This is a genomic window from Actinomadura sp. NPDC047616 (assembly GCF_040642915.1).
Lineage (GTDB): Bacteria > Actinomycetota > Actinomycetes > Streptosporangiales > Streptosporangiaceae > Spirillospora > Spirillospora miaoliensis.
Window position 1 is genome coordinate 1 of the sequence record NZ_JBEYTB010000009.1, and the last position, 24,970, is coordinate 24,970.

General features: G+C 73.3%; 25 protein-coding genes. 8 read left to right on the top strand and 17 right to left on the bottom strand.

Annotated features, from left to right (window positions below; all coding sequences use genetic code 11):
• Nucleotides 1-93: 93 nt before the first annotated feature.
• Entirely contained in the window at nt 94-612 is a 519-nt protein-coding gene (locus tag ABZ801_RS21710; RefSeq protein WP_360700420.1) for a DUF523 domain-containing protein, read from the bottom strand.
• Between the two features lie 95 nt (nt 613-707).
• On the opposite strand from ABZ801_RS21710, the gene ctaD reads away from it, so the two are divergent.
• Together ctaD and ABZ801_RS21720 are read left to right on the top strand one after the other, a co-directional pair.
• Nucleotides 708-2,378, top strand: coding sequence for a cytochrome c oxidase subunit I (ctaD, locus tag ABZ801_RS21715; RefSeq protein ID WP_360700423.1), 1,671 nt, complete (start codon nt 708-710; stop codon nt 2,376-2,378).
• Nucleotides 2,379-2,449: 71 nt separating this feature from the next.
• Nucleotides 2,450-3,139 carry a class I SAM-dependent methyltransferase gene (locus ABZ801_RS21720; protein WP_360700426.1) on the top strand — a complete coding sequence of 230 codons (690 nt, stop codon included), beginning with the start codon at nt 2,450-2,452 and terminating at the stop codon, nt 3,137-3,139.
• 441 nt (nt 3,140-3,580) lie between these two features.
• On the opposite strand, the gene ABZ801_RS21725 is transcribed toward ABZ801_RS21720, so the two are convergent.
• Nucleotides 3,581-4,369 carry an SDR family oxidoreductase gene (locus ABZ801_RS21725; protein ID WP_360700428.1) on the bottom strand — a complete coding sequence of 263 codons (789 nt, stop codon included), beginning with the start codon at nt 4,367-4,369 and terminating at the stop codon, nt 3,581-3,583.
• A 52-nt stretch (nt 4,370-4,421) separates the two neighbouring features.
• Nucleotides 4,422-4,784: a nuclear transport factor 2 family protein gene (locus tag ABZ801_RS21730; RefSeq protein ID WP_360700430.1), complete on the bottom strand. Its 363-nt coding sequence runs from the start codon at nt 4,782-4,784 to the stop codon at nt 4,422-4,424.
• Nucleotides 4,785-4,963: 179 nt separating this feature from the next.
• Between ABZ801_RS21730 and ABZ801_RS21735 the strand changes: the two genes are divergently transcribed.
• Nucleotides 4,964-5,779, top strand: coding sequence for a MerR family transcriptional regulator (locus ABZ801_RS21735; protein ID WP_344958553.1), 816 nt, complete (start codon nt 4,964-4,966; stop codon nt 5,777-5,779).
• 415 nt (nt 5,780-6,194) lie between these two features.
• On the opposite strand, the gene ABZ801_RS21740 is transcribed toward ABZ801_RS21735, so the two are convergent.
• The 3 genes from ABZ801_RS21740 to ABZ801_RS21750 form a co-directional block, all read right to left on the bottom strand.
• A complete protein-coding gene (locus tag ABZ801_RS21740; RefSeq protein WP_360700434.1) occupies nt 6,195-7,007 on the bottom strand; it encodes an SDR family oxidoreductase in 813 nt (270 codons plus the stop codon).
• A 252-nt stretch (nt 7,008-7,259) separates the two neighbouring features.
• Nucleotides 7,260-8,246, bottom strand: coding sequence for a diiron oxygenase (locus ABZ801_RS21745; protein WP_344958549.1), 987 nt, complete (start codon nt 8,244-8,246; stop codon nt 7,260-7,262).
• Between the two features lie 34 nt (nt 8,247-8,280).
• Nucleotides 8,281-8,988 carry a TetR/AcrR family transcriptional regulator gene (locus ABZ801_RS21750; protein ID WP_360700437.1) on the bottom strand — a complete coding sequence of 236 codons (708 nt, stop codon included), beginning with the start codon at nt 8,986-8,988 and terminating at the stop codon, nt 8,281-8,283.
• A gap of 262 nt (nt 8,989-9,250) precedes the next feature.
• Between ABZ801_RS21750 and ABZ801_RS21755 the strand changes: the two genes are divergently transcribed.
• The 4 genes from ABZ801_RS21755 to ABZ801_RS21770 all read left to right on the top strand — a co-directional run bounded on the left by ABZ801_RS21755 (nt 9,251) and on the right by ABZ801_RS21770 (nt 13,278).
• Nucleotides 9,251-9,538 carry a helix-turn-helix domain-containing protein gene (locus ABZ801_RS21755; protein ID WP_360700440.1) on the top strand — a complete coding sequence of 96 codons (288 nt, stop codon included), beginning with the start codon at nt 9,251-9,253 and terminating at the stop codon, nt 9,536-9,538.
• Nucleotides 9,539-9,668: 130 nt separating this feature from the next.
• Nucleotides 9,669-10,451, top strand: a complete 783-nt coding sequence (locus ABZ801_RS21760; RefSeq protein ID WP_360700443.1) for an ABC transporter ATP-binding protein — start codon at nt 9,669-9,671, stop codon at nt 10,449-10,451.
• A complete protein-coding gene (locus tag ABZ801_RS21765) occupies nt 10,448-12,001 on the top strand; it encodes an ABC transporter permease (RefSeq protein ID WP_360700446.1) in 1,554 nt (517 codons plus the stop codon). Before ABZ801_RS21760 ends, ABZ801_RS21765 begins: the two co-directional genes overlap by 4 nt.
• 50 nt (nt 12,002-12,051) lie before the next feature.
• A complete protein-coding gene (locus ABZ801_RS21770; protein ID WP_344947455.1) occupies nt 12,052-13,278 on the top strand; it encodes a pyridoxal phosphate-dependent aminotransferase in 1,227 nt (408 codons plus the stop codon).
• A gap of 45 nt (nt 13,279-13,323) precedes the next feature.
• Here the strand turns inward: ABZ801_RS21770 and ABZ801_RS21775 are convergent, their stop codons facing one another.
• The 11 genes from ABZ801_RS21775 to ABZ801_RS21825 form a co-directional block, all read right to left on the bottom strand.
• Nucleotides 13,324-14,469 (bottom strand): pyridoxal phosphate-dependent aminotransferase, encoded by a 1,146-nt coding sequence (locus tag ABZ801_RS21775; protein WP_360700449.1) that lies wholly within the window; start codon nt 14,467-14,469, stop codon nt 13,324-13,326.
• Entirely contained in the window at nt 14,469-15,407 is a 939-nt protein-coding gene (locus ABZ801_RS21780; protein ID WP_360700452.1) for an amidohydrolase family protein, read from the bottom strand. The genes ABZ801_RS21775 and ABZ801_RS21780 overlap by 1 nt, the downstream gene beginning before the upstream one ends.
• Nucleotides 15,404-16,036 (bottom strand): bifunctional 4-hydroxy-2-oxoglutarate aldolase/2-dehydro-3-deoxy-phosphogluconate aldolase, encoded by a 633-nt coding sequence (locus ABZ801_RS21785; protein WP_360700455.1) that lies wholly within the window; start codon nt 16,034-16,036, stop codon nt 15,404-15,406. The genes ABZ801_RS21780 and ABZ801_RS21785 overlap by 4 nt, the downstream gene beginning before the upstream one ends.
• The gene (locus ABZ801_RS21790; RefSeq protein ID WP_360701195.1) at nt 16,033-17,052 is read right to left on the bottom strand and encodes a sugar kinase; all 1,020 of its coding nucleotides are present in this window, start codon (nt 17,050-17,052) and stop codon (nt 16,033-16,035) included. Before ABZ801_RS21790 ends, ABZ801_RS21785 begins: the two co-directional genes overlap by 4 nt.
• Before the next feature lies 1 nt (nt 17,053).
• A complete protein-coding gene (locus tag ABZ801_RS21795) occupies nt 17,054-18,031 on the bottom strand; it encodes an ABC transporter permease (protein WP_360700458.1) in 978 nt (325 codons plus the stop codon).
• Nucleotides 18,028-19,533, bottom strand: coding sequence for a sugar ABC transporter ATP-binding protein (locus tag ABZ801_RS21800; RefSeq protein WP_360700461.1), 1,506 nt, complete (start codon nt 19,531-19,533; stop codon nt 18,028-18,030). Before ABZ801_RS21800 ends, ABZ801_RS21795 begins: the two co-directional genes overlap by 4 nt.
• A gap of 58 nt (nt 19,534-19,591) precedes the next feature.
• Nucleotides 19,592-20,776: a substrate-binding domain-containing protein gene (locus tag ABZ801_RS21805; RefSeq protein ID WP_360700464.1), complete on the bottom strand. Its 1,185-nt coding sequence runs from the start codon at nt 20,774-20,776 to the stop codon at nt 19,592-19,594.
• A gap of 70 nt (nt 20,777-20,846) precedes the next feature.
• The gene (locus tag ABZ801_RS21810) at nt 20,847-21,809 is read right to left on the bottom strand and encodes an ABC transporter permease (protein ID WP_360700466.1); all 963 of its coding nucleotides are present in this window, start codon (nt 21,807-21,809) and stop codon (nt 20,847-20,849) included.
• Nucleotides 21,806-23,032: a M20/M25/M40 family metallo-hydrolase gene (locus tag ABZ801_RS21815; protein WP_360700469.1), complete on the bottom strand. Its 1,227-nt coding sequence runs from the start codon at nt 23,030-23,032 to the stop codon at nt 21,806-21,808. The genes ABZ801_RS21810 and ABZ801_RS21815 overlap by 4 nt, the downstream gene beginning before the upstream one ends.
• Nucleotides 23,029-23,511, bottom strand: coding sequence for a pyridoxamine 5'-phosphate oxidase family protein (locus ABZ801_RS21820; protein ID WP_344947429.1), 483 nt, complete (start codon nt 23,509-23,511; stop codon nt 23,029-23,031). The genes ABZ801_RS21815 and ABZ801_RS21820 overlap by 4 nt, the downstream gene beginning before the upstream one ends.
• Nucleotides 23,508-24,389: an IclR family transcriptional regulator gene (locus ABZ801_RS21825; RefSeq protein ID WP_360700473.1), complete on the bottom strand. Its 882-nt coding sequence runs from the start codon at nt 24,387-24,389 to the stop codon at nt 23,508-23,510. Before ABZ801_RS21825 ends, ABZ801_RS21820 begins: the two co-directional genes overlap by 4 nt.
• Nucleotides 24,390-24,510: 121 nt before the next feature.
• On the opposite strand from ABZ801_RS21825, the gene ABZ801_RS21830 reads away from it, so the two are divergent.
• Nucleotides 24,511-24,903, top strand: a complete 393-nt coding sequence (locus ABZ801_RS21830; protein ID WP_360700476.1) for a DoxX family protein — start codon at nt 24,511-24,513, stop codon at nt 24,901-24,903.
• The last annotated feature ends 67 nt before the right edge of the window (nt 24,904-24,970 follow it).

Genomic DNA, 24,970 nt, shown 5'->3' on the forward strand with positions numbered 1-24,970 from the left:
GGTACTGCATGGGAGACTGTGTGGGAGAGTAGGACGCCGCCGGACATTCTCTTCTGGAAGGCCCCCGCCGTGACGGCGGGGGCCTTCCGCATTTCAGGGCTTCTGCCGGCGGCTCTCGAGCTCCTCCAGATAGGCGGCCGCCGACGGTAGTTCGTCTTCGTTGAAGACGCGGACGCCGGCCCGTTCGAGAAGTGCCGTCGTCACACCGACGCCCGGTGTCGTCGTCCCGGAGAACGTGCCGTCATAGATGCGGTGGCCGGCACACGACGGGCTGCCCTCCTTGAGGATCGCCAGACGGGCGCGGGAGCGTCGCGCCGCCTCCAGGGCCAGGCGGGCGCCGCGCACGAACGACTCGGTCACGTCCGTCCCCGCGTCGGTCACGACCTGGGCGGTGCCGTCGAGCACGGCCGTGCCGTCAGCCGACGGGCCGGATCCCACGATCTCGGCGGGCGGGCGCGGCACGGGCAGCCCGCCCGACACCTCCGGGCAGAACGACACCAGGCGGCCCTCGTCCCGCCACCGCTCCAGCAACCGGTCGTCCACCCGCTTGGCACCGCCGTCGTAGCGCACCCGGCTGCCGAGCAGACATGCGCTGACCAGGATTTTTTCCACGTACCTCAGCCTATTCGCGCCCCCGGCGAGGAGTGCCACGGCTCGGATCGGGCACTGACGGATGGTTGGCTGGATCCCGTTCCCAGGAGCTCGGCATGGTCCTCCTCGGCAAGCCGCTCGCGGAGGCGCCTCCCCGGCGGCGCCCACGCGGGTCGCTCGTGGTGTCCTGGCTCACCACCACGGACCACAAGGTGATCGGCTATCTGTACCTCATCACGTCCTTCACCTTCTTCCTGATGGCCGGGCTGATGGCCATGGTGATCAGGGCGGAACTGTTCTCCCCCGGCCTGCAGTTCGTGAGCAACGAGCAGTACAACCAGATGTTCACCATCCACGGCACGGTGATGCTGCTGCTGTTCGCCACGCCGCTGTTCGTGGGCTTCACCAACGTGGTCATGCCGCTGCAGATCGGTTCGCCGGACGTGGCGTTCCCGCGGCTCAACATGTTCAGCTACTGGCTGTTCCTGCTCGGCGGGCTGATGGTGTTCGCCTCGTTCATCTCGCCCGGCGGCGCGGCCAGCTTCGGATGGACGGGGTACACGCCGCTGTCCGACGCGGTCCGCTCGCCCGCCCTCGGCGGCGACATGTGGATCATGGGCCTGGTGGTGTCGGGGTTGGGCACCATCCTGAGCGGCGTCAACTTCATCGCCACGATCGTCGGGATGCGGGCGCCCGGGATGACGATGTTCCGGATGCCGATCTTCACCTGGAACGTGCTGCTGACCAGCCTGATGGTGCTGATCGCCTTCCCCGTCCTGGCCGCGGCGCTGCTGGCGCTGGAGGCCGACCGCAAGTTCGGCGCGCACGTCTACGACCCGGCGAACGGGGGCGCGCTGCTGTGGCAGCACCTGTTCTGGTTCTTCGGCCATCCCGAGGTCTACATCATCGCGATCCCGTTCTTCGGCATCATCACCGAGGTCATCCCGGTGTTCAGCCGTAAACCGCTGTTCGGCTACTTCGGCATGGTCGCCGCCACGATCTCCATCACCGGGTTGTCGATGACGGTGTGGGCGCACCACATGTTCACCACGGGCCGGGTGCTGCTGCCGTTCTTCTCCTTCATGACGTTCCTGATCGCGGTGCCGACCGGGGTGAAGTTCTTCAACTGGATCGGCACGATGTGGCGCGGGAAGCTGAGCTTCGAGAGCCCGATGCTGTTCGCCATCGGCTTCCTGGTGACGTTCCTGTTCGGCGGGCTGACCGGCGTCATCCTGGCCTCCCCGCCGCTGGACTTCCACGTCCAGGACTCCTACTTCGTGGTCGGCCACTTCCACTACGTGGTCTTCGGGACGGTGGCGTTCGCGATGTTCGCGGGCTTCTACTTCTGGTGGCCGAAGATGAGCGGGAAGATGCTGAACGACCGGCTCGGCAAACTTCACTTCTGGGGGCTGTTCATCGGCTTCCACACGACCTTCCTCATCCAGCACTGGCTGGGCGCGGAGGGGATGCCGCGGCGGTACGCCGACTATCCGAGCGAGTTCGTGGCGCTGAACCGCGTGTCCAGCGTCGGGGCGTTCATTCTCGGGGCGTCCACGCTGTTCTTCCTCTACAACGTCTACGTCACCGCGCGGCACGGCAAGCGGGTGGACGCCGACGACCCGTGGGGCTACGGCAACTCGCTGGAATGGGCGACGTCCTGCCCGCCGCCGCGGCACAACTTCACCGCCATTCCGCAGATCCGCTCCGAGCGTCCGGCATTCGACATGCACTATCCGCGGCTGCCGGGGCAGGCGGAGGCCAAGCACGTCGAGGGGCCCCAGGAGTAGCGGACGACCGAGATCGGTCAATCGACCGCCGTTTCAGACATGGGCGGGCGCGCCACCCTAGCGTGGCCCGCATGACGGAAGCGCAAGATCCGCCGGGGCGCGACTGGGCGGAGTGGCACAGGGGGTATGACGATCCCCGGTCGTCCCTGTCCCGGCGGCTGCGCACCGTGCGGCAGCGTGTCCGGCAGGCGCTCGACGTCGCGCCCGCGGGCCGCCTGCGCGCGGTGAGCCTCTGCGCCGGTCAGGGCCGCGACCTGATCGGCGCCCTGGCGGACCATCCACGGCGCGCCGACGTGACGGCGCGGCTGGTGGAATTGGACGAGGAGAACGTCCGGGCCGCTCGCGCCGCGGCGCGGCGGGCGGGGCTGTCCGGCGTGGAGGTGATCGCGGGCGATGCCTCGCACACCGACGCGTACGCCGGAGCGGTGCCCGCCGACCTGGTGCTGGTGTGCGGGGTGTTCGGCAACATCACCGACGCCGACATCGAACGGACCGTTTCGCTGCTGCCGCAGATGTGCGCCCGCGGCGCCCACGTCGTCTGGACCCGCAACCGGCGGCCCCCGGACATCACCGGCGACATCTGCCGCTGGTTCGAGAAGCACGGCTTCGAGAAACGCTGGCTGTCACCGCCGGAGGAGAAGTCGTTCGGCGTCGGCGTGCACCAGTTCCACGGCGACCCCGTCCCCCTGGAACGCGGCGTCCGCCTGTTCACCTTCGTCGGCTACGACGTCCTCCGCAAAGGCGCCCCCTGGCCGACCTAGCGCCGCGTCAACGTCGTCCGCCCCGGTCGGCCATGCACCCCAGCCGCCCTCCACGCTCGGTGCCGGCGCCGGACGCCACGCCGGGATATCGGGGCGTCACTTTCGAGGGCGCTCCTATGGAGCGAATCGATGGACATGACGCCCCGAAGACGGACGGGCGTCAATGCCTTAGGGGCATGGTGTCGACCGTGCGCAGGGCCGGACCTCCGGCGGCCATGGGCTGCGAGCACGTCGGCGTGCGCCCAGGACATTAGAAGGACTGCCACCGGAGACCCGGCTCTGCGTGATCTGCATCGGAATGGTGAACGACGGCAACGCGCGTCAGGCCGCTGACGCTCCTGGCCGTCGGTTGGCGCTCAAGCCCCGAGTGGCCGCCATCCGCTGCTCAGATGCGCGGTCGTGTCGGCACGGACAACGGGCGGTGATCACACGCGGACGGTGTCAGACGGTCGGGATGGTCCCGCCGTCGATGACGTGCTCCGCTCCGGTGATCGACGCGGCACGGTCCGAGACGAGGAACGCGACCAGCTCGGCCACCTCGGCGGGCTCGGCCGGTCGCCCGATGGGGATGCCGCCGAGCGAGTCCATCAGCTGCTGCAGGGCGGTGGCGCGGTCCGTCCCGGCGCCTTGCGCGAGCCGGTCGATGAGGCGGTCGGCGCTCTCGGTCCGGATGAATCCCGGGGCCACGCTGTTGACCCGTACCCCCTTCGGCCCGACCTCGTTGGCCAGCCCCTTGCTGTACGTCGTGAGCGCCGCCTTGGCCGCCGCGTACGCGAGCGTCGCCTCGTACAGGGGCTTGCGGCGCTGGATCGACGACACGTGGACGATCGCGCCGTGCCCGGCCTCGATCATGCCTGGCAGCAGGCCGCGGTCGATGCGCACCGCCGCCAGCAGGTTGCACGCCAGCTCCTTCTGCCACTGCTCGTCACCGAGCGCGGCGAAGCCGCCCGCCCCGGCGTCCGAGCCGCCCACCGTGTGGACGAGGATGTCGACGCCGCCGAGCCTGTCGCGCACGCGGTCGATCACGGCGCGCGTACCGTCGGTGGTCGTCACGTCCGCCGCCACGAACAGCCCGGGATCCGGGTGGTCGACGGGCATCGTCCGGGCGGTGGTCATGACGGTGGCGCCGGCCTCGGCCAGCCGCGCCGCGATCGCCGCACCGGTGCCCCTGGTCCCTCCGGTCACGAGCGCGCGCCGGCCGGCGAGCGACTCGCTGATGGTCACGGACACGGGTGAAGTCCTCCTCTCCGATTCCAGGACTGATCTGTGACCTGCCGGCGCGTCACGACCGCACGAACTCCTTCAGGATGATGATCAACCGCACGATCCGGCCGGCGCGGACGGTGAAGTACTGGGTGAGGATCACCGGGTCGGGCAGTCCCGTCTTGTCGAACTCGCCGTCGACGATCACATCGACGCCGACCTCGCCGTAGTGCTCCCGCACGTCGCCGACCTTCTTGGTCACCTTGGCGGCGATCAGTTCCGCGGCGAGCCGGCGCCTGATGGCGTCGATGCCATGGAACTCCCGGCGCGCGTCGTTGACCAGCGCGTCGGGCGCGAACGTCGCGATCAGGGTGTCGAGGTCGTGCGCGTTGGCGGCGGCGATGTAGTCCTCGACCGGCTTGGGCAGAGCCTGGGTGGTCATTCGCTGCTCCTTTCGTTCTAGCGGTCTCCACCGTCAGGGCTCCCCCAGGGGGAAGGTCAAAGCAACGCCGAGCGGGCACCGCGTCCCGTGTCCGGCGCGCCTGCGCACGCCCTTGGCCCAGGGCTGGGGCCTGCGAGGGCCGGTTTGACTGCGTGGTCGGTCAGAGCCAGAGTGCGGGCATGCGCAAGGGCCTCACGATCGGTGACTTCTCGCGGATCACGCACCTCAGCGTGAAGTCGCTGCGCCGGTACCACGAGGCGGGCCTGCTGGAACCCGAGGAGGTCGATCCGTACACCGGATACCGCTACTACTCCACCGCGCAGGTGCCGACGGCCCAGGTGATCCGCCGCTTCCGTGAGCTGGACATGCCGCTTCGCGAGATCCGCGAGGTGCTCGCGACCGCCGACCCGGACGCCCGCGCCACGCTGATCGGCCGCCATCTGGCCCGCCTGGAGGACGAACTCGACCGGACGCGGGCCGCGGTGACGTCGCTGCGCCGGCTGCTGGAGCCCGCGGTCCCGCCGATCGAGGTGGAGCTGCGCGTGGAACCGGCCACGACGGTCGCCGCCGTCCGGGCGACCATCGACCTCGACGACGCGAACGCCTGGTACGGGGACGCGATGAACGAGATCGACGGTGCCCTGCGCGCCGCGGGCCTGACCCCGGCCGGGCCCCCGGGAGGGCTGTACGACAACGAGCTGTTCACCCAGGAGCGCGGCGATGCGGTCGTGTTCGTGCCCGTCGCCGACCCGCCTGCCTCCGGCCGCGTCCACCCGTTCGTCATCCCGGCGGGGGAGCTGGCGGTGACCGTGCACCGCGGGCCGCACGACGACATCGACGTCTCATACGGGGCCCTGGGCACGTACGCCACCGAGCACGCCCTCGCCGTCGCCGGGCCGGTGCGGGAGAACTACCTGGTCGGCCCCAGGGACACCGATGACCCCAGCGCCTGGCGCACTGAGATCGGTTGGCCCGTCTTCCGCACCACCGCCTGAAAGGCGGCCCACCTCACACGGCCCGGCGTCCGGGAAGCAACGGTTGAAGAGCGCGGAGAACCCACGCCTCCAGTCGCTCAGGAGGGGGCAGCAGGAATCACTGCACAGCCGAGCGCATCATGGCGACGAACTCGGTGTCCAGGTCGCCGAAGGTCTCGTCGACAAAGTCATGGACCAGACGCCGACGGCGTCACGGGCCACGAACCGCGTCATCCGGCGGAGGATGATGTTGTCCGAATGTGAGAGCACGCTCGTGTCGGGCGAAGTGGGGTATGCAGCCCTTCTCTGTCAACGAGGCGTGTCGACGGGCATACGCTGCTTGGTCTGCTGATCGAGTGACATCCGCGGACGCGGTTTCGTCGCCTGCGAGATCACCTTGTGAGGAAGATGCCTGCGGGGCTTCGCCGTGCGGGGGTTACTTGGTGAGGCGGGCTGCGGCCCATTGGGCGACGCGGACGGCGCCGCCGGGGCTGAGGCGCATGCCTCGCCAGGCGGCGCGGCCGTGTGCGGGGGCGACGATGAGCGCGCGGTTGCGGTCGACGCCGCGCATGATGTCGCGGGCGAGCTTCTCGGCGGTGTAGAGGCGGGGGGACGCCTTCTTGATGTCGTCCCTGGCGTTGCCGCTCATCGCCGTCTCGGGAAGGCCCGGGTTGACGTTGGTGAGCAGAGGCGTGTCGACGAAGCTGGGGCAGACCACGCTGACCTTGACGCCGCGGGCGGCGGCCTCGGCGCGCAGGCCCAGGGACATGCCGACGACGGCGTGCTTGGTCGCGGTGTAGGGGATGCCGACCGGCATGGGGACGAGCCCGGCCAGCGAGGCGGTGTTGACGATGTGCCCGGAGCGCTGCTCGAGCATGATCGGGTACGCGGCGTGGACGCCGTGCACGACCCCTTTGAGGTTGATGTCGATGGCGCGGTTCCAGTGGTCGAGGGTGAGCTCCTCGGCCAGGCCGCCGATGGCGATGCCCGCGTTGTTGAACACCAGGTCCAGGCTGCCGTACTCGGCCTTGACGCCCTTGTAGACGTCGGTCACCGCGGCGGCGTCGGTGACGTCGAGGGCGGTGCAGGCGGCCCGGCCGCGGCCGAGGGTGTTCAGCCGGTCGGCGACCTTCTGGGCGCCTTCGACGTCGATGTCGGTGACGATCACCGTGTCGCCGCGCGCCACCAGGGCGGTGGCGATCGCCCGGCCGATGCCGGACGCGCCTCCGGTCACGATCGCAATGCTCATCGTGCGCTCCTGCTCGGAACGGATCGCGGGGCCGGAAGGCGCAGCGGTCGGGAGGCTCCGGCCCCGCGATCCTGTATTAGATGTGATGTCGAATTGAGGCCGTAGTCTACTGGCCGGTAAGGGAGAGGGGCAGCCGGGTGCTTCCGGCCGCGTGTCGGCGGCTGCCGTCACCCCGAGCCCTGTTCGGCAAGGGGGCGCCGGGACCGGCCCGGGGGGAGGGGGCCGGCCCCGGCGCCGCCCGCATCGAGGCGGTCAGGCGTTGGCGCGGACGCGCGGGGTGTCCCAGATGCCGAACGCCTTCCAGACCTGGCGGCTCACGGGAGTGATCAGGCCCAGCTCGGCCATGAGGTCGCGGACCTTGCCGACCGACTGCGAGATGTTGGCGCGGGCTTCGGGGGTGCGGTAGGCCTCGCGGACCACGTCGCGCGGGATGCCGAAGTGGCGCACCATCGGGCCGGGCGGGGAGAGCATGATCCGCGCCATGACGCCGAGGACGACGGGGGCGGCGACGCCCAGCACGCGGCGGCGCAGCCGGTTCATCTTCGGGACGCGGTGGCGCAGGTAGTGCCGGGCGAACGAGATGTGCCGGGCCTCCTCCGCGATGTGGATCTTCATGATCGTCTCCTCCAGGGGGTGCTTGATGTGCCCGCCCTTGAGGGACTTGCGCTGCACGTAGTCGATGGGGTCCTCGCCGCCGAGCACGAACACGAAGAACAGCTCGGTGCTGACCAGCGGGATCCACGGCGCGGCCTGGGCGACCAGGCTCAGCGCGCGCGGCATGCCGCGGATCGGCATCCCGGTGCGGTTGACGAACTCCTGGAACATCATCCCGTGGTGACATTCCTCGGTCGTCTCGTGGTAGACGTACCGGAACTCGGGGCGGCCGTTGGGCAGCCGGTAGGCGTAGTTGAGCAGCCCGCGCTTGAGCAGGTTCTCGAACTGCAGGCCGATCTTCATCGCGGTGGCGATCCGCCACAGGCCGATCTGCGCGCGGATCTCCTCGGGCTGCGTCTTGTACCACTCGGTGCGGCCGAGGGCGTCGACGGCGGGGTCGATGATCCAGCGGGGGTCGTTGGGGTCGACGGCGTACTTCGGGTCGTCCCACGGGATGTCGGCGTAGGCCTCCCAGTGCTTGTCGACCGACGCCTTGTTGAGCCGGTCGATGACCCCGAGGTAGGACTTGCGGTCCTTGACCTGTGCGCGGACTTCCTCGGCCAGTTCGGTGGGGGCTTTCGTCATGGCAGGGGCTCCCTTGCGGTGGTGCGCCGGCGGGTCAGGCCGGCCCGGGACGTGCCGCGGCGTCCGGGACAGGGCAGGTCGCGGCGCGCCCGGGGTCGTGGGGGTCGGGAATGATCATCCGGGCGATGGTCTTGACCTGTGTCAGCACGGCCTGCTGGTGGCCGCGATCGTCGTCGTCGAGGGCGTTCTGGACCGACAGTCCGATGAACATGGCGAACACGCCGCGCAGCATGGTCGGGACGACGTCGTCGGGCAGCTCGTTACGGGGGAAGAGCCGCTCGAAGACCTCCAGGATGACCTGCAGGATCCGCTCGTTGATGTCGCGGCACAGCACCCGCAGGTCGTCGTCGGTGCGGGCGGCCACCGCCAGTTCCAGCAGGGCCCTGGCAGGCCGGCCGCGGAACACCTCCCACAGCAGGTCCAGCGCGCCCTCGACGTTGCGCCGCTCCGGCGGCAGCACGGCGAAGGCCGACTCGTAGGCCAGCCGCTGCCGTTCCAGCAGGTGCTCCAGCGCGGCGGCGACGAGCACCATCTTGGTCGGGTAGTGGTGCTGCTGCGCGCCGCGGGACACGCCCGCCCGGCGCGCCACCTCCGTGGTGGAGGTGCCCGACCAACCGAGGTCGACCAGGCACTCCATGGTGGCGTCGAGCAGCAGCCGCTGGGTGCGGGTCCGCCGTTCCTCCTGGGTGCGGCGGCTCTCCCCGCGCCTGCGGGAGGGGCGTCGCCGTGCGCTTACTGACACACCTCGACGGTAGGAGCGCGACATACATGCAATCAAGCCTGCTTGTATGTTGCGCTGGTCACAATTGGACGCGCCGTCCGATTGGGCGTCCGCGAGCGTCCTTCGGGCGGCGGGTGAGGTGGCGGGTCCGGGCGCTGGACGGTTCGTCCGTCACGGGTGGGCCGATGGTGCGGACACGGGCGTGCGACCGGGGGACGGCGGCCGAAAGGGCGCCGATCAAGGGATGTTGACCTGCGCGATCAGCGGCGGGGACGATGGGACGGTGAGTCCTGCTCATCGGAACGAAGGCGAGATCTCCGCGGTGGGACGCGCCGCGGCGCTGCTGAAGGAGTTCCGCTCGGGGGACGGGACCCTGACGGCCGCGGCGCTGGTCCGGCGGACGGGCCTGCCGAAGTCGACGGTGCACCGGATGCTGCGTGAGCTGGTGCGGGTCGAGCTGCTCGAACAGGTCGGCGGGACGTACCGGCTCGGGCTGCTGGTGTTCGAGCTTGGCCGCAGGACACCCCGGGAGAGCGGGCTGCACGAGGCCGCCCTGGCGGTGAACCATTGATCGGGACGCGATCGTCTCCGCGTACACCTGGCGGCGTACGGGGCGGGGCGCGGCTGCTTCCACGGGTGCAGGCGCGATCACTCTCTCCGCACGACGACGCGGCGGTGGGCGCGCCGCCAGCATCGTCGGCATGGGGAACGCGGCAGAGGCGCGACGGTCGGTCCTGGAGGACCGGCGTGCGGGCGAGGGCGGGGCGCGGACGGTCGGGCTGACCAAGGTGTACGGGTCGGGGGACACGGCCGTGCGCGCGCTGGACGGCGTGACCGTGGAGTTCCCCGCGGAGCGGTTCACCGCGATCATGGGGCCGTCGGGGGCGGGCAAGTCGACGTTGATGCACTGCGTGGCGGGCCTGGACACCGCCACGTCCGGCAGGGTCTTCGTGGGCGGCACCGAGCTCGGCGGGCTGTCGGACCGGGCGCTGACCCGGCTGCGGCGCGAGCGCGTCGGGTTCGTGTTCCAGGCGTTCAACCTGATCCCGGCCCTGAGCGCGGCCGACAACATCACGCTGCCGCTCACGCTGGCGGGCAGGCGTCCCGACCGGGAGTGGCACGATCTGGTGGTCCGCGTGCTCGGCCTCGGGAACCGGCTGCGGCACCGGCCGGCGCAGCTGTCCGGCGGGCAGGCGCAGCGGGTGGCGCTGGCCCGCGCGCTGGTGACCCGCCCCGAGATCGTGTTCGCCGACGAGCCGACCGGCAACCTGGACTCCCGGACCGGCGCCGAGGTGCTGGCGTTCCTGCGCCGGGCCGTGGACGACCTCGGGCAGACCGTCGCCATGGTCACGCACGACCCCGTCGCCGCCGCCCGCGCGGACGCGGTGATCTTCCTGGCGGACGGGCGGGTCGCCGACGTCATGCGCCACCCCACCGCCGCGCGGGTGCTGGACCGCGTGCGCGACCTGGGCGGCCGGTCGTGATCCGGCTGGCGCTCGGCGTGGTGTGGGCGCGGCGCGGCGGGCCGGCGGGCTCGCTGGCGGCGGTGTTCCTCGGCGTGACGTTCCTGACCGGCACGCTGGTGCTCGAGGACACCTTCGAGGCGGGTACCGACGGCCGCCTCTCGCACGAGCTGCGGACCGCGCTGGAGGTGTTCGGCCTGGCGGCGGTGCTGCTGGCGGCGTTCACCATCCACAACGCGTTCGCCGTCACGGTGGCGCGGCGCGTACGGGAGTCGGCGCTGCTGCGGGCCGTCGGCGCGTCCCGCGCACAGGTGGGCGCGCTGGTGGCCGTCGAGGCGCTGGTGGTCGGCGGCGGCGGGACGCTCGCCGGGCTGGCGGGCGGCATCGGCTGTGCCGCGCTGCTGGAACGCGCCCTGGACCTGACCGCGCCGGGCATCGTGGTCACCGGCGGGACGATCGCGCTCGCCGTGCTGGTCGGGCTGTCGGCCACGCTCGTCGCGGCGCTGACGCCCGCGGTGCGGGTGGCGCCGCCGGCGGCGCTGCGCGGCGCCGACGCCGAGGGCGGCGTCTCGGAGGCCCGCGTGCTGGTCGGGGCGGCGAGCGGCGCCGTGGCCGTGGGCGCGGTCGTCTGGGGAGGGCTGGCCGCGACCCCGGCGATGGCGGGGGCGGGCGCGGTCATGCTGCTGGGCGTCATGGTGCTGCTCGGGCCGGTGGCGGCGCGTCCCGCCGTCGCGCTCGCGGGCGCTCTGGCGGTGCGGCTGCGCGGGGCGCCGGGGGTGCTCGCCCGCGACGGCGCGTCCCGCAGCCCGCACCGAACGGCCGGGGCCGCGACCGCGCTGATGGCCGGGATCGGCGTGGTGACTCTGCTGACGGTCTTCGCCGGGTCGCTGCGCGCGTCGCTGGAGGACGGCGCCGCGGGCGCGTTCCGCGGCGGGCTCGTGGTCGACGGCGGCGCCGGCGGGCTCGACCCGCGGCTGACCGCCGAGATCGCCGCGCTGCCGCAGGTGGAGGCGGTGGCGGAGGTCCGCACGCGGCGGGCTCTCGACAGCGTCGCGTTCGTGCGGCTGGCGCCGGGAACGGCGGTGGACGACGCCGAACGCGCCATCACCGCGCTGGCCCGCCCGTACGGCGCGCCGCCCGTCCGGGAACGCTCCGAATACGTCGCCGCCCAGACCGCCGACGTGGACGACTTCCTCGGCGTCGTCTACGCGATGCTCGCCCTGGCCATCGTGACCGCGCTGCCCGGGATCGCGGGCACCCTGGGGCTGGGCGTCCACGAACGGGCCCGCGAGATCGGGCTGCTGCGCGCCGTGGGGGCGACCCGGGCGCAGGTCCGGGCGATGGTGCGGTGGGAGGCGCTGATCGTCGCGTTGTTCGGCACGGCGGGCGGCGCCGGGCTCGGGCTGTTCGCCGGGTGGGCGCTGACCGGGGCGCTGGAGCAGCCGTTCGCCGTCCCGCCCGCGCGGCTGGCGGCGATCGCGCTGGCGGGCGCGGCGGCCCCCGTGGCGGCGGCGCTGCTCCCGGCGCGCCGCGCGTCCCGTCTCACCATCCGGGACGCGGTGTCCGGCTGACGGCAGGGCCGGGGCGCGGCGCGCTGATCAGGCGTCGCTACAGTGTGTCCATGCAGGTCAACCAGTCGGGAAAGCTCGCCAACGTCTGCTACGACATCCGGGGGCCGGTGCTCAAGCGCGCCAAGGAGCTGGAGGCCCAGGGGCATCGGGTGCTCAAGCTGCACATCGGCAACCCCGCCCCGTTCGGCTTCGAGGCCCCGCCCGAACTGCTGCAGGACATGATCCGCAACCTGCCCGAGGCGCACGGTTACAGCGACTCCAAGGGCATCCTGCCCGCCCGCCGCGCGGTGGTGCAGCGCTACCAGGAGCAGCACGGCATCGCCGGGCTGGACGTGGAGGACGTCTACCTCGGCAACGGCGTGTCCGAGCTGATCGTGATGACCCTGCAGGCGCTGCTCGACAACGGCGACCAGGTGCTGATCCCCGCGCCCGACTACCCGCTGTGGACGGCGGCGGTGTCGCTGTGCGGGGGCACTCCCGTGCACTACACCTGCGACGAGGCCGCCGGGTGGAACCCCGACCCCGACGACATCGAAGCGAAGATCACCGACCGGACCCGGGCGCTGGTGATCATCAACCCGAACAATCCGACCGGCGCCGTCTACTCCCGCGAGGTGCTGGAGCGCCTGGTCGAGATCGCCCGGCGGCACAACCTGCTGATCTTCGCCGACGAGATCTACGACCGGATCCTCTACGACGGGGCCGAGCACGTCTCGATCGCCTCGCTCGCGCCCGACCTGCTGTGCCTGACGTTCAGCGGCCTGTCCAAGAACTACCGGGTCGCGGGCTTCCGCTCCGGCTGGGTGGTGCTGTCGGGGCCCAAGCGGCACGCCGAGTCCTACATCGAGGGCCTGGACATCCTGGCCAACATGCGGCTGTGCCCGAACGTGCCCGCGCAGCACGCCATCCAGGCCGCGCTCGGCGGGTTCCAGAGCATCGACGAGCTGGTGCTGCCGACCGGCCGGCTCGGCGAGCAACGCGACCGCGCCTGGAAGCTGCTCAACGACCTGCCCGGGGTGACCTGCGTCCGGCCGCAGGGCGCGGTGTACGCGTTCCCCCGGCTGGACCCCGAGATGTACCCGATCGAGGACGACATGCGTTTCGCCCTCGAACTGCTGGAGCAGCAGAACCTGCTCATCGTGCAGGGCACCGGGTTCAACTGGCCCGCCACCGACCACTTCCGTGTCGTCACCCTCCAGTACGCCGACGACCTGGAGGAGGCGGTGGGCCGCATCGGGGAGTTCCTGGAGACCCGCCGCAAGACGACCCGCCGCTGACCCGGCCGCGTGTGCGGGCCCGGCCCCGGGCCCGCACACGCGGGATCAGAACCGCAGGATGCGGTCGATGCCTTCGAGGAGGTCGTCGTCGGCCGTGGCCAGCGACAGGCGGATCCAGCCGGCGCCGCCCGGCCCGAACGTGGTGCCCGGCGCGACGGCGACGTGCCGTTCGCGCAGCAGGCGCACCGCCCAGTCGGTGACGTCCTCGGAGCCGCACCGGTCCGACACGTCCACCCACAGGTAGAACGCGCCGTCGGGACGCAGGTACGGCACCCCCGCCTCGTCCAACAGCGCCGTGGCCTTGTCGCGGCGGGCGCCGTAGGTGCCGCGGGCGGCGGCCACCTGGTCCTGGGGGCCGGTGAGGGCGGCGAGCGCGCCGTACTGCGCGGGCGCGTTCACGCACGCCAGCAGCGGCTCCTGCAGCTTGGCGCACACGGCCGCCAGCGGCTCGGGCACCACGAGGTACCCGACGCGCATGCCCGTCATGGCGTAGGTCTTGGAGAAGCTGAAACAGCTCAGCACCCGGCCGCCGGTGTCCAGCGAGGCGGGGCTGACGTGCGGGGCGCCGAAGGTGATCTCCTCGTAGCACTCGTCGGAGATCAGCCACAGGTCGTGCTCGTCGGCGAACCGCACCAGCGCGCGCAGCCTCTCCTCCGGGAACACCGCGCCCAGCGGGTTGGACGGCGAGTTCACGATGATGGCGCGGGTGCGCGGGGTGACCAGCGGCGCCAGGTCGGCCACGTCGGGCTGGAACCCGTGCTCGGCGCGCAGCGCGTAGCGGACGGGCCGGGCCTGCAGCAGCTCGGTCAGCATGGCGAAGTTGGGCCAGCCCGGGTCGGGGATCAGCACCTCGTCGCCCGCGCGCAGCACCGCGGACGCCGCCAGGTGCAGCGCCTGCATGCCGCCCTGAGTGACGATGACCTGCGAGGTTTCGACGTGGATGCCGTTGCGGTCGGCGAGCTTGGCGACCAGGCGTTCGCGCAGCTCGGGGATTCCGGCGTTGGGCACGTACCGGGTTAGGCCCCGGGCGTAGGCGTCGCGGGCGGCGTCCAGGACGTGCGGCGGGGTGGCGAAGCTGGGCTCGCCGACGTGCAGGCCGATGACCGGGCCCGGCAGCTGCCACGCCAGGTCCATGATGGCGCGGATGCCGGAGCGGGGCATGCCCTCGGCGTGCGGGGCGATGGACGGCATCAGACCTCCTTGTACGGGGAGTCGACGTGCTGGGAGTCGACGTGCTGGGAGTCGACGTGCTGGGAGTCGACGGGACGCAGGTTCGGGAACAGGGTGCGGGCGGTGCCGCCGAGCAGGGCGGCGCGCTCGCCGGGCGACAGGCCGGGCAGCATGGCGTCGGGAAGCGCGAGCAGCTCGGCGTGGCCGGGCACGTCGCGGGTCCACGGATAGTCCGAGGCCCACAGCATGCGGCCGGGGCCGTAGGCGTCGGCGAGCGACCGCACGACGCCGGTGAGGTCGTCGTACGGAGGGGGCTGCGTCGAAAGGGCGTACTGCCCGGAGAACATCAGGTACACGTGCGGCGCCCGCGCCAGGCCGAGCACCGTCTCGACGACCGGCGCGGGGAACGGGTCGTCGAAGGCGGGACGGCCGTGCGCGTCGACCCGCATGTCGTGCGGGGCGAACCCCAGGTGGTTGAGGACGATCCGCAGGTCGCCCACCACGTCCGGCAGTTCACGCAGCAGCGGCAGCTGCTCGGGCGGCAGGTAACTCCACAGCGGCAGGCCGCGCGCGGCCAGCTCGCGCAGCACCGGCAGCATCGGCGACTCGGCCAGCGGGCGTCCCGGCTCGCCGAGCCACTGGGTGCGCAGGCCGCCGAAGCCGCGGCCGAGGCGTTCGCGCAGCGCCGCCACCGGGTCGGCGCCCGGCGTCCGGCCCTGGACGGCGGCGTCGGCGACGGCCACGGCGCCGAACCGTCCCGGGTGCGCGGTGAGCACCTCGGCGACGTAGTCGACCTCGGGGCCCAGCGGCACCAGCACCGCCCCGTCGATCCCGGCGGCCGCCATCACCGCCAGCAGGTCCTCGACGGGGGCGTCCCGTTCGGCGGGCGCCAGCGCGTCGACCGTCCGGGGGTGCACCGCGTGCGGCCGGAACACGTGGACGTGCGCGTCGACGATCACGAGGGCGTCCCCCGGCGGACGGCCGCGATCTGCGCCGCCACCCGCGCCGCCCGCGCCGCGATGCGGGAGAGGTCGTCCGGCACCGCGGGCACCAGGTCCGAGCCGAGGCCGACCGCCGCCGCCCCGGCCTCCAGCCACGTGCCCACGTCCTCGTGCCCGACCCCGCCGGTGGGGACGAACGCCGTCCCGCGGAACGGGCCGAGCAGCGCGCGCATGTACGGCACGCCCAGCGGCCCGGCCGGGAACAGCTTGACCAGCCGCGCCCCCGCGTCGAGCGCCGTCGCGACCTCGGTGGCCGTCCCGGCGCCCGGCAGCGGCTCCAGGCCCGCGTCCAGCACCGCCCTGATCAGCGCGGCGTCGGTGTGCGGGCTGACGCAGTAACGCGTCCCGCAGGCCGCGGCCTGCTCCACCTGCCGCGGCGTGCGGATCGTCCCGGCGCCGAGCAGCGCGTCGCCGGGCAGCGCGGCCCGCAGGCCGCGCAGCGTGCCGGGCGCGTCGGGATGGTCGAAGGTGACCTCCATGGCGCGCAGGCCCGCCTCGTACAGGGCCGTGCCGACCGCCACGCCGTCGCGGTGGTCGGTCATGCGCAGGATCGCGACCGCTCCGGCCGCGCGGATGGCGTCGATCATCGCAGGATCCTCCTCGCCGGGGCGCCCCGCCGCGTCAGGTCGGAGGGGCGGATCAGGCAGACGTCGCCGGGCAGGGTGTGCTGGAACGCGCCCGCCCACGCCGCCTTGTCGACGGTCGTCGCCGGGTCGTCGCCGGCCAGCCGGGACGCCAGCAGCACGCCGAGGGCGGCGTCGCCCGCGCCGAACGCGTCCACCACGTCGGCCTCGTAGGCGCGGCCGGCGTACTCCGCGTCCGCGGTCACCGCGGTCACGGCGGTGGCGACGCGGCGTCCCGGAAGCTGGGACGTCTCCCGCAGGATCACCGTCTCGTGCCCGTACACCTCGATCGCGCGGCGCGCCAGCGTCACCTGGTCGGCGCCGGGGTCGGCGCCGGGCACCAGCCGCAGCAGGTCGTCGCGGCCCGCCAGCAGCAGGTCGACGTGCGGCAGCACCGCGCGCAGCACCGGGACGGCCTGCTCCCACGACCACAGCTTCGCCCGGTGGTTGACGTCGAACACCGTCAGGGACCCCGCGTCGCGCGCCGCGCCGAAGAACGCCGTCACCGCCCGCGCCGGACCCTCGCCCAGCGCGCACGTGATGCCGGTGCTCACCGCCGCCGCGGAACCCGCCACCAGGTCCTTCCAGACGAACGTGTCGGGCGACAGCCGTGTCATCGCCGTGCCGGACCGGTCGTACAGCACCTCGGCCGGACGCGGCGGAACGCCGTGCTCGACGAAGTACAGCGGGGCGCGGGCGCCGGCGTCCCAGTCGACCTGGGGGCGAACCCCGTACGCGGCGGAGTGCGCGGCGATCCGGCGGCCCAGCGGGTTGTCGGCCAGCCGGGTCGCCCAGGTCGCCGGGACGCCCAGCGCGGCGGCGGCGATGAGCGTGTTCAGCTCCGCGCCGCCGACGTGCACGGCCAGGTCGGCCGTCTGTTCCAGGCGTTGGTGGCCGGGCGCGGACAGCCGCAGCAGCGACTCGCCGAGCCCGACGACGTGGCGGGCACCCAGGTCAGTAGGGGCGGGATGGGGGGAAATGTCAGTCTCCTGTGGACCTCGGGACGAACAGGGCCGCCGCGGCGAGGATCACCACGCCGCGGATCAGGTCGGAAGCGGTGGCGGGCAGCTGCAGCAGCGTGAACGAGCTCTCCACCAGCGCCAGCAGCGTCACACCGCCGAGGGTGCCGGCCAGGCTGGCGCGGCCGCCCAGCAGCGAGGCGCCGCCGACGACCACCACGGTGATCGCCGACAGCTCCAGCCCCTGGCCCGCCGTCGGCGACCCGATGGTGGCGCGGGCGGCCAGCATCACCCCGGCCGCCGCCGCCAGCGTGCCCGCGATGGTGAACGCCAGCGTGATCGTACGCCGGACCGGGACGCCCGCCGAGCGGGCCGCGGCCGCGTCGCCGCCGACCGCGTGCACGTGCCGGCCGAACCGGGTGCGGTGCAGCAGCACGCCGACGACCAGGACCGCCGCCGCCAGCACCGCCAGCGCCAGCGGGAACGGCCCGAACCGGCGCATCCCCACCGCCGCCAGCGCCCGCGTGACCTGGCCGGTCGGCGTGGTGCTGACCAGGAACGCCACGCCCTGGATCAGGTAGAACGTCGACAGCGTCACCACGAACGCCGGGATGCGGGTGCGGGAGACGATCAGCCCGTGCGCGGCGCCGATCGCCGCGCCCAGCGCCAGCATGGCGAGGATCGCCGGGATCGTCCGGATCGGATACCCGTCGATCAGCATGGCCGTCAGCAGCGCCGACAGCGTGGCGGTCGAGCCCACCGACAGGTCGATGCCGCCGGTCAGCACCACCACGTGCTGGCCGAGCGCCACCAGGCCGAGCACGACGGTCGCGGTCAGCACGTTGGCCAGGTTCGCCGCCGCCCAGAAGCCGCCCGGCTCGGCGACGGTCAGCGCGGCGACCAGCAGCGCCACGATCGCCCAGGCGGCCAGGCCGGTGCGGGCCGCGGCCGACAGCGCGCCGGTGAGGTTCGGCCGCGCGGGCGCGGTGACGGCCGTCATGAGGCGGCCCTTCTCGTGCCGAGGGCCAGGTGCATGATGCGCTCCTCGTCGATCTCGTCTCCGGTCAGTTCGCCGCACACCCCGCCGTCCCGGCACACCAGCACGCGGTGCGCCAGGCCGGTCACCTCCGGCAGCTCGCTGGAGGCGAACACCACCGCCAGGCCCTCGGCGGCCAGCCCGGCGACCAGCCGGTAGATCTCCGCCTTGGCGCCCACGTCGATGCCGCGGGTCGGCTCGTCCAGCAGCAGCACCCGCGGCCGGGTGCGCAGCCACTTGGCCAGCACGATCTTCTGCTGGTTGCCGCCGGACAGCTGCCCGGCCCGCTGGTCGGGGCCCGACACCCGGATGCCGAACCGCTCGCGTTCCTCCTCGAACGCCGCCCGTTCGCGCGCCGCCGACAGCCAGCCGCCCGGCGCCACCGTCCGCAGGCTCGACAGCGTGGCGTTGGCGCGCACGGGCAGGTCCAGCACGAGCCCCTCGGTCTTGCGCTCCTCGGGCACCAGCACCATCCCGGCGGACACGGCGGCGTGCAGCGACGGACGCACCGCACGGCCGTCCACCTCCACCGTTCCCGCCGCGCGCGGCCGCACCCCCGCCAGCGTTCGCAGCAGACGGGACCGGCCCGACCCCAGCAGCCCGGCGATGCCGACGATCTCCCCGGCCCGGACGGTCAGGTCGAGCGCGGCGCCGCCCCCGGCGGGCACCAGGCCGCGCACGCGCAGCACCTCCGGCGCGCCGGCGGCCGGCACGGGAATGTCGGGGAACACCGCCTCGACGTCGCGTCCCACCATCTCCCGGACGATCCGGTCGACCGGGTAGTCGCCCACGGGCCCGCTGGACACCAGCGTCCCGTCCCGCAGGATCGTGACGTCGTCGGCCAGCGCCGCGACCTCCTCCAGGCGGTGGGTGATGTAGATGACCGCGACGCCCTCGGCGGTCAGCTCCCGCACCACCGTGTGCAGGGCGTCCAGGCCCTCGCCCGCCAGCAGCGCGGACGGCTCGTCCAGCAGCAGCACCCGGCTGCCGCGCACCAGCGCCCGCGCGATCTCCACCAGCTGCCGCGTCGCCGCCGACAGCGTCTCCGCGCGGGTGCGCGGGTCCAGGTCGCCCAGCCCGGCGCGGCGCAGCGCCGCGCGGGCGGCCGCCTGCTGCCGGTCGCGGCTGAGCAGGCCGCGCCGCGTGTGCTCCTGCCCGAGCATGACGTTGTCCAGCACCGACATGTCGGGCAGGACGGTCAGCTCCTGGTACACGGCGGTGACGCCGTGCGCCAGGGCCCGCCTCGGATCGTCGAACCGCACCGGGCGGCCGTCGATCCGCAGCTCGCCCTCGTCGGGGAGCTGGTTGCCGGTCAGGATGCGCACCAGGGTCGACTTGCCCGCCCCGTTCTCGCCGAGCAGCGCGTGCACCCGGCCCGCGCGGCACACCAGGTCCACCCCGGACAGGGCCGTCACCCCCGGGAACCGCTTGACCAGGCCGCGGGCCTCCAGCGCCGGTGCCGTCATCGCCTCTCCTCCCTGTACGCCGGCCGCCTGTACGCCGGCCGCCTGTACTCCGGCCGCGTCAGCACAGCTTGAGCCGCTTGAGCAGGTCCGCCGGGAGGGCGGACGGGACGGCCAGGTCGTCGCTGCACTCGGGCCGCGCGTACTGGTCGATCCGCCGGTCGGTGAACACGGCCGAGTCGACGTTGACCTGGCTGGGCACCGGCCTACCCGCCAGCGCGTCCAGCGCCACGTCCAGGCAGCGCATGCTCTGCTCGGGCGGGAACGCGCTCAGCGCGAACGGCACGTTCTCGCCGCGCACCGCCTTGAGGAACGCGTTGGTGACGTCGCCGGTCACCGGCGGCACCGGCCGGCCCGCCTGGCTGTAGGCCTCGTACACGCCCAGATCCGTGATCGCCGAGTCCGACCAGATCGCCTTCAGGTCGGGGTGGCGGGCCAGCAGCTGCGCCGCCACGGTCTTGGACTTGGTGGCCGACCAGTCGGTGTTCTGCTTGGCGACGACCTGGATGCCCGGGTACTTGGTCGCGAAGATCTTCTCGGCCTGCGCCTTGGGCAGCTCGGCGGTCGGCACCCCGGCGATGCCGGACAGCATCGCGATCTTGCCCTGGCCGCCGATGCGCCGGGCGATCCACTCCGCCCACAGCGTGCCCTGCAGCTCGTAGTCGCGGGTCACCGTGCTCACCGCGCCCGAGCCCTCGCCCAGGCGGCCCGCGCACACCACGACCGGGATGCCCTGGCCGGCCGCCGCCCGCACCTGCCCGGTGATCGCGTCGCCCATCGGCACCACGACCAGCGCGTCCGGACGCTGCGCCACGAGCTGCTGGACGTTGTCGACCTGCCGGTTGACGTCGCCGTTGGCCGAGGCGTACAGCACCTTGGCGCCGCGCTGCCGGGCCCGGTACTTGAACGCCTCCTCGTTGGTCAGCGCCCAGGCGTTGGTCGGCCCCTGCGCGGCGAACGCGATGCGGTAGCCGCCGCCGGGCCGCTTCTTGGCGAACCGGGCGGTGTCGATCTCGCACACCTGCGACCGCCTGGGGGACAGGCCCTGCAGGCCGATCGCCTCACCGGCCTTGCGCCAGGTGTCGGCGTACTGCCGCCGCAGCGCCTGCGCCTGCGGGCCGTCGCAGTCGGCGGCGGCGCCCAGGCCGGTGCCCGGCGACTCGCGTTCGGTGCTGCACGCGGTCGCCGCGCCCAGTGTCAACGCACCGGCGGCGGTCACCGCGAGAAAGCGTCTGGTGAAATGCACGGCTCCTGCCTTCCTCGTCCACGCGCCCACGGATCACCCGAGTCGCCTGTGGGGAACCCACACCCCGGGCTCAGTTGTCAGGGCCGCGTTGCCGCAGCCAGGTCGCCAGCAGGATCGCCGCGCCCTGCACGGCCAGCTGCCCGCCCGTCCCCGCGCCGAGCTGGATCATCCAGACGGTCAGCACGGCCAGCAGCGCCACACCGACCACCGTGTGGCCGACGTGACCGCGTCCGCCCGTCAGGGCGACGCCACCGATCACGGACGCGGCCAGGGAGTTCAGGTCCAGGCTGCGCGACAGCTGCGCGTCCACGTGCCCGGCGTACCCGGCGCTGATCAGCCCGGCCAGCACCGCCAGCAACGCGCTGACCAGGTAGCCCGCCGCCAGCACCCGTCCGGTGCGGATGCCCGACAGGCGGGCCGCGCGCGGATTGGACCCGGTCGCGTACAGCCGCCGCCCGGCGCTCGTGCGCGCCAGCACGACCGCCGCCACGGCCGCGATCGCCGCGAACAGCCACAGCGGCACCGGCACGCCCAGCCACCGGCCCGAACCCAGCGGCTGCAGCGCCTTCGGGATGTCCCCGGCGGCGGCACCCCGCGTCCACGCCGTGATCGCGCCCTGGACGAGCACGAACACCGCGAACGTCGCGACGAACGGCGGCACCCCGCGCAGCACGACCAGCCCCGCGTTCACCGCGCCGATCACCAGCCCGGCCACCACCGCCAGCGCGATCGCGCCGGGCAGGCGGCCGCCGTCCCCGTCGGCGTTCAGCGCGACGATCACGGTCGTCAGGCCCATCACCGCGCCCACCGACAGGTCGATGCCGCGTCCCAGCAGCACCACCGTCTGGCCCACCGCCGTGACACCGATCAGCCCCGCCTGGAACAGCACCAGCCGCAGGTTGGCCTCGGAGTAGAAGCCGGGGGTCGCCACGGCCGCCGCGACCAGCACCAGCAGCAGGCCGCTCAGCGGCATCAGCGTCGCGGCCATCGCCATCGGCCGCGCCCGCCCGGCCGTGATCGTCTCGCTCGTCATGGGCGCACCTCCACGGGTGTCGTGCAGAAGGCGGCGGCGATGCCCGCGTACAGGTCGACGGCCTGCCGCAGCGCGGTCACCGAGACCCACTCGTCGGCGGCGTGCGCGCGCCGGAGCAGACCGGGTCCGAACGCGGGCAGCACCGGAACGTTCCACGCCGGTTGCAGGAAGCTGGCGTCGGTCGTCCCCGGGAACATCGCGTCCGGCGGAACGTGTCCCAGCACCGCGCGGGCGGCCTCGCGGACTGCGGCGGGCAGCGGCCCGGACGGGTCCGCCACCGTGCCCGGCAGGAAGCCCTGCTCGTCGAACTCCACCCGCAGGTCGGCGCCGGTGCGCTCGGCCACGTCGGCGGCCAGCGCCTCGATCGGCCCGCGGACGTCGTCGCGTTCCATGCCCGGCAGCAGCCGCACCTCGGTGTCCACGCCCATCTGCCCGGGCAGCACGCCGTAGCCCACGCCGCCGCGGAAGGCCAGGCCGGTGTTGACCGTGGTCGTCCAGCCCTGGATGCCGTGCGGGTCCGGGGGAGAGGGCAGCGTCAGCCGCTCGGCCAGGGCGAGCGCGGCGTGCGCGGCGTCCACCCCCGCGTTGCGCGTTCCGGCCCGGCCGGACAGGCTCGAATGCCCCTGGCGGGCGTACGCGGTGACGCGCAGGCGGGCGATGCCCCGGCTGCCCAGATGCAGCAGGTCGTAGTCGGACTCCAGCCCGCCCGGCTCGCCGATCAGCACCGCGTCGGCCGGGGCGTGCCCACCATCTCCTTGCAGGGCTTCGGCCAGGTACTGCGCGCCGTACCGGGCGCCGTCCTCCTCGTCGGCGGTGAACAGCAGCGACAGCCGGCCGGCCGCCGGGGCGCCGTCCCTGACCAGCCGGCCGGCCGCCACGATCATCGCGGCCAGGGCGCCCTTCATGTCCGCCGACCCCAGCCCGTACAGGCGGTCGCCGTCCAGGTCGGCGCCCAGCGGGTCCACCGACCACACCGCGTCCCCGACGGGCTTGGTGTCCATGTGGCCGCACAGCGCCAGATGCCGCCCGCCCGGGCCGAAGTCCAGCGTGAACAGCAGGTTGGGACGCCGCGGGTCGCGCGCCAGGACGCGCGGCGCGGGCAGTCCGTGCTCGGCCGCGAGCTCGGTGACCCTCTCGGCGACCCCGCCCTCGCCGCCCGGCGGGTTGGGGCTGGGCACCCGGATCAGCTCGCGGGCCAGCGCGACGACGTCCCCGCCGTTCACTTGTAGCGCTCCGCCCAGTCGTTGCCCTGCCAGGTCGTGATGGTCACCGGCTCCAGCCGGAACAGCCAGCGCCGCTTGTCCAGCGTCGGCTTCAGGTAGCGGGGGCCGTTCTCGCCCAGGTAACGCACGCTCATCCGCTCGGCGATCGGCAGCCAGCGGCCGTCCAGGCACGGCTCCTCCACCAGCTCCGCCCGGCACTGCGCGATGACCTTGCGCTGCGTGCCCGCCTCGTCCACGGTGATCGCGCACCGGCCGTCGCGTGCCAGGTGCCGCGCCCACGCCGACCGCTCGCGCGGCACCACCCAGAACGCCGAGCCGTCCCACTCGTGCCAGCACGGCACCACGTACGGCCAGCCGTTCTCGTCCAGGCACGCCAGCCGTGCGATGTGCCCCTCGGCCAGGAACGCGCTCACCTCGTCCTCGCCGAGCCTGCCGACCTTGCCGCGCCAGGCCTCTTCTCCGGGGTTCGGCTCGCTCATGAGATCTCCTCTGTCTGCTGCGGAGCCCGGTGTCCCAGCCGGGCCGAGAGCGTCGCGGCGGCGGCCAGCAGCCGCCGCGCCACGCCGGGCATCTCCTCGCGCGGGAACCGGTAGGCCGGCGCCGACACCGACAGCGCCGCCACCACCCTCCCGCCGTGGTCGCGGACGGGGGCGGCCACGCACCGCACCCCCTCCTCGTTCTCGATCTCGTCGATCGCGTAGCCGCGTTCGCGCACTTCCGCCAGCTCGGCGGCCAGCGCCTGCGCATCGGTGATCGTGTTGGGGGTGCGGCGCTCCAGCGGCCCCGCCAGGTAGTCCCGGACGACCTCCTCGTCGGAGTGCGCGAGCAGCGCCTTCCCTATTCCGGTGCAGTGCAGCGGGTTCACGCTGCCCTCCACCGCCGCGGGCCGCACCGCCTGCGGGCTGTCGGTCTTGGCGATGTAGAGCACCTGCGCGCCGCGGCGCACGCCCAGGAAGCAGGTCTCCCGCGTCTGCTCGGTCAGCTCGCGCATCAGGTCCGCGGCCTGGGCGCGCACGTCCAGGCGGCCGAGGAAGCCCTGCCCCCACACCGCCAGCTGCGGGCCGAGGTCGTAGCGGCCGGACGCGTCGGCGCGCAGCACCTCGTGCGCCACCAGCACCTCCAGCAGCCGCACCACGGTGCCGCGCGGCACCCCCGTCGCCGTCACCAGGTCGGTGAGCCGGCGCGGCCCGCCGGTCGCGATCAGGTCGACCAGGGCCAGCCCCTTGACCAGAGCCTTGGCCGTCCCGGTCGCCTCGCGCGGCGTCCCGGCCGCCCCCGCCGGCGCGGCCGTGCCGGCGTGCGCGGGAAGCGCCTCGGAGACGGGTTTGGACGCCACGTCCATTTCAGGTCTGGACATGGCGTCCATTCCTACCAGAGCCGTTTTGACCTGCACAAGAGGCAGATTTGGGGTGGGCATGTCACGCCCGCCGGGCGGCGCCCGTCTTCAGTGACGGCCGAAGCGACGGAAAGGAGAGATCGTGAACGTCGCGCTGTGGACCGCCCAGATCCTGCTGGCGGCCGTGTTCCTCGTCTCCGGCATCGTGAAGTCCATCTGGAGCAAGCCGCGCCTGATCGCCTCCGGCCAGACCGGCGTGGCCCCGTTCCCGCTGCCGGTGGTCCGCCTCACCGCGATCGCCGAACTGCTCGCCGTGGTCGGCCTGATCGCCCCTCGCGCGACCGGGATCGCGCCCGTCCTCACCCCGGCCGCCGCCGGCGGCCTGGCCATCATCATGATCGGCGCGGCGGCGAGCCACACCCGCCTGCTGCGCGCCGACCGCCGCGCGGGCCGTCCCTCCCGCGAGGCCCGCAACGTCGCCGTCAACCTCATCATCCCGGCGACCTGCGTGTTCGTGGCGGTCGGCCGGCTGTGACCACGGGTCAGGCGCGGGCCTGGCCGAAGCGGGCGCGCGCGGCGCGGATGCCGGCCTCCTGCTCGAC

What these genes read in the sequence shown, in the direction of transcription:
- ABZ801_RS21795 (WP_360700458.1), bottom strand. Translation starts at nt 18,031, where the DNA reads ATGACGGCCGTCACCGCGCCCGCGCGGCCGAACCTCACCGGCGCGCTG.
- ABZ801_RS21720 (WP_360700426.1), top strand. Translation starts at nt 2,450, where the DNA reads ATGACGGAAGCGCAAGATCCGCCGGGGCGCGACTGGGCGGAGTGGCAC.
- ABZ801_RS21730 (WP_360700430.1), bottom strand. Translation starts at nt 4,784, where the DNA reads ATGACCACCCAGGCTCTGCCCAAGCCGGTCGAGGACTACATCGCCGCC.
- ABZ801_RS21735 (WP_344958553.1), top strand. Translation starts at nt 4,964, where the DNA reads ATGCGCAAGGGCCTCACGATCGGTGACTTCTCGCGGATCACGCACCTC.
- ABZ801_RS21810 (WP_360700466.1), bottom strand. Translation starts at nt 21,809, where the DNA reads ATGACGAGCGAGACGATCACGGCCGGGCGGGCGCGGCCGATGGCGATG.
- ABZ801_RS21760 (WP_360700443.1), top strand. Translation starts at nt 9,669, where the DNA reads ATGGGGAACGCGGCAGAGGCGCGACGGTCGGTCCTGGAGGACCGGCGT.
- ABZ801_RS21775 (WP_360700449.1), bottom strand. Translation starts at nt 14,469, where the DNA reads ATGCCGTCCATCGCCCCGCACGCCGAGGGCATGCCCCGCTCCGGCATC.
- ABZ801_RS21800 (WP_360700461.1), bottom strand. Translation starts at nt 19,533, where the DNA reads ATGACGGCACCGGCGCTGGAGGCCCGCGGCCTGGTCAAGCGGTTCCCG.
- ABZ801_RS21820 (WP_344947429.1), bottom strand. Translation starts at nt 23,511, where the DNA reads ATGAGCGAGCCGAACCCCGGAGAAGAGGCCTGGCGCGGCAAGGTCGGC.
- ctaD (WP_360700423.1), top strand. Translation starts at nt 708, where the DNA reads ATGGTCCTCCTCGGCAAGCCGCTCGCGGAGGCGCCTCCCCGGCGGCGC.
- ABZ801_RS21740 (WP_360700434.1), bottom strand. Translation starts at nt 7,007, where the DNA reads ATGAGCATTGCGATCGTGACCGGAGGCGCGTCCGGCATCGGCCGGGCG.
- ABZ801_RS21770 (WP_344947455.1), top strand. Translation starts at nt 12,052, where the DNA reads ATGCAGGTCAACCAGTCGGGAAAGCTCGCCAACGTCTGCTACGACATC.
- ABZ801_RS21785 (WP_360700455.1), bottom strand. Translation starts at nt 16,036, where the DNA reads ATGATCGACGCCATCCGCGCGGCCGGAGCGGTCGCGATCCTGCGCATG.
- ABZ801_RS21745 (WP_344958549.1), bottom strand. Translation starts at nt 8,246, where the DNA reads ATGACGAAAGCCCCCACCGAACTGGCCGAGGAAGTCCGCGCACAGGTC.
- ABZ801_RS21825 (WP_360700473.1), bottom strand. Translation starts at nt 24,389, where the DNA reads ATGTCCAGACCTGAAATGGACGTGGCGTCCAAACCCGTCTCCGAGGCG.